At 68.3% G+C, this 5,030-nt stretch carries 5 protein-coding genes and 1 pseudogene; 3 read left to right on the top strand and 3 right to left on the bottom strand.

Features of this window, described 5'->3' with window-relative positions:
* Positions 1-91: 91 nt before the first annotated feature.
* Positions 92-286 carry a hypothetical protein gene (locus tag C2142_RS28590; RefSeq protein ID WP_148645608.1) on the bottom strand — a complete coding sequence of 65 codons (195 nt, stop codon included), beginning with the start codon at positions 284-286 and terminating at the stop codon, positions 92-94.
* Between the two features lie 259 nt (positions 287-545).
* Here C2142_RS28590 and C2142_RS28585 point away from each other — a divergent pair, with 259 nt between their 5' ends.
* Together C2142_RS28585 and C2142_RS28580 are read left to right on the top strand one after the other, a co-directional pair.
* Entirely contained in the window at positions 546-1,400 is an 855-nt protein-coding gene (locus tag C2142_RS28585; protein ID WP_148645607.1) for a helix-turn-helix transcriptional regulator, read from the top strand.
* Positions 1,397-1,594, top strand: a complete 198-nt coding sequence (locus tag C2142_RS28580) for a DUF397 domain-containing protein (protein ID WP_148645606.1) — start codon at positions 1,397-1,399, stop codon at positions 1,592-1,594. Before C2142_RS28585 ends, C2142_RS28580 begins: the two co-directional genes overlap by 4 nt.
* 76 nt (positions 1,595-1,670) lie before the next feature.
* Here the strand turns inward: C2142_RS28580 and C2142_RS28575 are convergent.
* A pseudogene (locus tag C2142_RS28575) lies at positions 1,671-2,522 on the bottom strand (serine hydrolase domain-containing protein); the annotation flags it as partial.
* A gap of 314 nt (positions 2,523-2,836) precedes the next feature.
* On the opposite strand from C2142_RS28575, the gene C2142_RS28570 reads away from it, so the two are divergent.
* Positions 2,837-3,571: a class I SAM-dependent methyltransferase gene (locus C2142_RS28570; protein ID WP_148645604.1), complete on the top strand. Its 735-nt coding sequence runs from the start codon at positions 2,837-2,839 to the stop codon at positions 3,569-3,571.
* A 54-nt stretch (positions 3,572-3,625) separates the two neighbouring features.
* On the opposite strand, the gene C2142_RS28565 is transcribed toward C2142_RS28570, so the two are convergent.
* Positions 3,626-5,030 (bottom strand): penicillin-binding transpeptidase domain-containing protein (locus C2142_RS28565; RefSeq protein WP_277347276.1); only part of this gene is annotated, 1,405 nt, incomplete at its 5' end.

Below are 5,030 nucleotides of genomic sequence, written 5' to 3'. Positions count from 1 at the left end.
CCCCTTCGCCTTTCGACTCCAGGTAAGCCATTGGGCCCAGGAACATCCCTCCAGTTCCTCCCGGTTGCACCGGGAATATAGTCAGAGCGCTTCATGGCGCACCGGCGTTGGTCACGAGTTCGGAGACGAGCAACAGCCCGGTGTCGGCGAAGCGTTGGCCATCGTGGACGCGTGCGAGCAACCGTTCGAGCTGCCGGCGGGCCTCGGCGGGCGATCGCCGGCTGCGCGGCAGCCAGCAGTCGGTCCGGGCGGCGGGGACAGGGGTCAGGTCAGCGATTTCGCACATGGGGGAGCCACCTTCCAGGCGCAGTGAGGTGATGGCGAGTTGAAGGGGAGAGGCGGGCAGCGGAGGGCAAAGGAATGCCCGGCGACCAGCCGCCTTGATCACTCAGACGAACCGTCGAGTTACTCCCTGTAGAGTGCCCTCTCGGGGCGATTGCATGCAACCGCTTCCACCAAGCAATTGCTCGATCATGAAGGATGGTTGAGCCCCAGAAGGGGGTGGCAGACTATGCACGGAACCAACCAGGCAGGGAGTGTGACGAGTGGGCAGTCCGACCGTGCTGCGGCGTAGGCTCGGCGGCGAACTTGGCAAGTTGCGCGCCTCGCGCGAGATGAACGCCAAGGATGTGGCCGCTGCGCTCGGTTGGTCCGCTTCGAAGCTGAGCAGGATCGAGAGCGGGCAAGTTCCCCTGCAAGAACGGGATGCGGCCAAGCTGCTCGCTCACTACGGCGTCAGCTCACCCGAAGAGGTGAAGCACTTCCTCAGCCTCACCCGGCAGAGTCGACAGCAGGGTTGGTGGCACGCCTACGGCGATGCCATTCCAGAGCGATACCGCGCCTATGTGGGCTTCGAAGCAGACGCGACGAGGATCTCGACGTTCCAATGCGAGCTCGTTCCCGGACTGCTTCAAACCGAGCGGTACGCGCGGAAAGTGATCCGCGCGATGCAACCCACCGAATCCTCCGAGGACGTCGAGCTCAGACTGGCACTACGACTGGAGCGACAGCGCATCCTCGACCGGCACGGCGCTCCGCAGGTCTGGGCGATCATCGGCGAGGCTGTAATGCGCCGGCCAGTGGGTGACGGATCAGTCATGGCCGAGCAGTTGGATCACATTGCGACGGTGGCCGAGTCTCACCCGAACGTCACGGTCCAAGTACTGCCGTTCTCAGCCGGCGCACACGCAGCCATGGGCTCGTCGTTCTCAATCCTGTCGTTCAGCGACATCCCGGGCAGCATGGTCTACTCCGAGACGATCACCAGCAAGACCTACATGGAGCAGCAGCCAGAGATTTCCCGCCATGAGGACATATTTCATCGGCTCATGGCGTCATCAGCTCAACCAGAGAGATCCATCTCATGGTTGAGGAAGGTCGCGGAGGAGTACAGCACATGAAGCAGGACTTCCAGGGCACCCGCTGGCGAAAGAGCACCTACAGCACCGGCGATGGCGAGTGCATCGAGATTGCAGAAGGGTTCACCGAGATAGTCCCTGTCCGGGACAGCAAGGACCCCCACGGGCCCGCGCTCACCTTCACCGCCGACGCCTGGCGCGCCTTCATCACCGCCATCCACGCCGGCGAACTCTGACCCACCGGAGCCACAGAGGGGCGGGCCGGGCGTTGACGCCCGGCCCGCCCCTCCTCCACTCCCCTCCTCCACTCCCCTACCGCGGGGGGACCGCGCGGTCGTAGATGTTGTCCGGTGTCACGATCTCGGTGATCGCCCGTGCCAGCAGCGTGCTCGGCTCCTGTCCCTGGTACGAGACGTCCGTGTTGATCAGGAGCACCAGGGTGGCCTTCCGGGACGGCAGGTAGACGGTCACGCTCTCGTAGCCCGGCGTCGATCCGTTGTGCCCGATCCAGCCGCCGGTCTCGAAGATGCCGAGGCCGTAACTGGTGCCGGGAAAACCGGTCGGAAGTGTCCTGAGCCGCTCCGCCTGCGTCTGCGGGCTGAGCAGCCTTCCCGTGGCGACGACCTCCGCCCAGCGGCGCAGGTCGTGCAGGTCCGAGATCATCGCCCCTGCTGCCCAGGCCCAACTCTGGTTCCAGTCCGTGGAGTCGCCGATCTCGCCGCTCGGCGTCTGGTTCGTGTAGCCGCGCGCGTGCGGCTCGGGGAACTCGGAGCCCGCCGGGAACAGTGTGTTGCGCAGGTGGGCGGGGCGGAGCACCCGATGGTGGACGAAGTCGGCGAGGGGGTGACCGCCGGCCTTCTCGACCACCAGACCGAGCAGGATCAGGTTGGTGTTCGAGTACTGGAACGTCTCGCCCGGCTTTGCCGTGTTGTTGTGCTTGAAGCCGTACGCGAGGAGCTCCTGCGGTGTGAACGTGCGGCTCGGCTCGCCCTCCAGCGCCCGGATGAAGTCCGGGTCGGCTGTGTACGGGAAGAGGCCGCTGCGCATTTCGGCGAGCTGGCGCAGCGTGATCCGCTCACCGTCGGGCACGCAGTCGACGTAGGCCGAGATCGGGTCGTCCAGCCCGATCCGGCCTTCGTCGACGAGCTCCAGCAGCGCGGTGACCTCGCGGACCCACCCGGCCGGCACCCCCGGAGGCACTCCCGGAGGCGTTCCCGACCGTGGCGAAAGCGTTATCCGGACCCCCGGAAACGCAGGGGTCGCCGCCGCCCGGGAAGGCCCCGTGACGCCCTCCCGAGGTGGTCCGGCCACCCCCGCAGGGGGCCCTGCGGGGGCTGGGGCGCGCGGGCTGCGGAAGGGGCCCGGCCGGGCGGGTGGAGGGGCCGTCACACCATCTCCGACCAGGGATTTCCCCCTCCCCCGGCACTAAAATTCACACCAGCGGACGGGACGACATCCGCCCGTACAGGGGGCTGTGAATGCATCGCGACATCCGTACCACCGAAGACGTCCTGCGCCTGCTGGACCGGCTCTTCCTGCCCGAGGCCGACCGCTGGACCGACGGCGCCTCCGGCTGGTGGGACGCGTTCTACGCGGACCGCACGGCCGACCGCCCGTTCTTCGTCCCCAAGCCCGACGAGAACCTCGTCTCCTACCTCGACCGCGGTCTGCTCGCCGCACCCGGCCGCGTGCTGGACCTCGGGTCCGGGCCGGGGCGCAACGCCGTCCACCTCGCCTCGCTGGGCTTCGAGGTGGACGCCGTCGACCTCTCCCCGACCGCGGTCGCCTGGGCGCGGGAGCGGGCCGCGGAGGCCGGCGCGGACGTCCGGTTCCACTGCGGGAACATCTTCGACGTCGAGCTCCCGCACCGGCAGTACGACCTGGTCTACGACTCGGGCTGCCTGCACCACCTCCCGCCGCACCGCCGGATCAGCTACCTCGCGCTCCTCGACCGCGTCCTCGCCCCCGGCGGCCTCCTCGTCGTCAACGCCTTCGCCGCCGGGGCGATGGGCTGCGAACTGCCCGACGAGGAGCTGTACCGCAACGGCCGGCTGGAGGGCGGGCTCGCCTACACGCCGGACGAACTCCGCCATCTCTTCTCCGACTTCACCGAGATCGAGATCCGCCCGATGGAGCCCCAGCCGGCCGGCTCGCCGCTCTTCGGCATCCCGGTCCTGCTCAGCGCCCTGTTCCGGCGCCCGGCCGCCGGCTAGACCTCACTCCCGGTCTCACATCCCGCCCGCCCGGCCCGTGCCACCGTCCCGGTGTCAGTGCTGCGGGTTGGGCTGGGTGGTGGCCGGCGGGGCGGTGGCCGGCGGGGTCGCGCTGCCGGTTCCGGTCTGGGTCGGGTCGGGCTTGGGGGCCGGGTCGGGGATGTCGGCCATCTTCAGGGACTGCTTGGGTGCGCCCCGCAGGGCCTGGTTCATGGCATCGCGCCAGATCGGACCGGGGCCGTCGGCGCCGAACACCTCGGTGTGGTACTTCCCGTTGATGGTGATGTTCCGCATCTCGACGCCGCCGTTGGGGCCGCCGAGCCAGACGGAGGTGGCGAGCTGCGGGGTGTAGCCGCTGAACCAGGCGGCCTTCTTGTGGTCCGAGGTGCCGGTCTTGCCGGCGATCTGCCGGTTGCCCTCCAGGTTGAGCGCCGCGCCGGTCCCGTTGTTCTCGGTCACGCCGTTCAGGATGGTGTTCAGCGCCCGTGCCGTGTCCTCGGAGAACACCTGCGTGCACTGGCCGGCCGGGGCGGGGACGTCCTTGCCGTCCACCGTGGTGATCTTGGTGATGGCCTTCGGGGTGCAGTACTTGCCCTCGGCGGCGAAGGTCGCGTAGACGTTGGCCATGGTCAACGGGCTCACCTCCTCGACGCCCAGGGCCATCGCGGGGACCTCCTCCAGGGGCTTGCCGCTGGCCTTGGCGGTGATGCCGAGCTTGTTGGCCATCTGCTTGACCGGGCAGAGGCCTATCTCCTCCTCCATCTGCACGAAGTAGGTGTTCACCGACAGGGCCATCGCCTGCTTCAGCTGGTAGGGGCCCTTCTCGTTCGCGGACTCGTTGGGCACCACCGTCTTGGGGCGGCCGGTGTTCTTCCAGGTCCCCTCGCACATCTTCATGGTCGGGTACTCAAGCCTGTTCGGGGACGGGTACTCCTGGGTCGGCGGCAGGCCCGCCTCCAGCGCCGCCGCCGCGACGACCGGCTTGAACGTGGACCCGGGCTGGAAGCCGTTGCCGCCGCCCATCGCCGCGTCGACGTTGAGGTTGACGACGGTCTGGTTCTTCTCCTTCACCAGGCCGAACGGGCGGGTCTGGGCCATCGCCAGGATCTTGCCGCTGCCGGGCTCGACCATGGTGGCGGCGGCCGAGACGCTGTCGGTGACCCGCACGTTGCCGCTCACCGCGTCCTGCGCGGCGGCCTGCTTGTCCGGGTCGAGGGTGGTGTAGATGTTCAGGCCGCCCTGGTCCCAGAACTTCTTCCGCTCGGCGGCGGACTTGCCGAAGACCGGGTCCTGCTTGACCACCTCGCGCACGTAGACGCAGAAGAAGCCCATGCCCGCCCTGGCGGTGATGCAGCCGTTCTGCGGGTCCTTGTACTTCAGGCCCAGCGGGGCGGCCTTGGCCTCCTTGGCCTGGTCCGCGGTGAGGTGCTTGTTCTCGACCATCTTGTCCGACGTTGCG

It is taken from the genome of Streptomyces sp. CB01881, from assembly GCF_002953255.1.
GTDB lineage: Bacteria > Actinomycetota > Actinomycetes > Streptomycetales > Streptomycetaceae > Kitasatospora.
This window is presented reverse-complemented; position numbering and strand designations above follow the sequence as displayed.

Bases quoted from the DNA above. Each gene is read 5' to 3' on its own strand.
- C2142_RS28580 (WP_148645606.1), top strand. From the start codon at position 1,397: ATGAAGCAGGACTTCCAGGGCACCCGCTGGCGAAAGAGCACCTACAGC.
- C2142_RS28590 (WP_148645608.1), bottom strand. From the start codon at position 286: ATGTGCGAAATCGCTGACCTGACCCCTGTCCCCGCCGCCCGGACCGAC.
- C2142_RS28570 (WP_148645604.1), top strand. From the start codon at position 2,837: ATGCATCGCGACATCCGTACCACCGAAGACGTCCTGCGCCTGCTGGAC.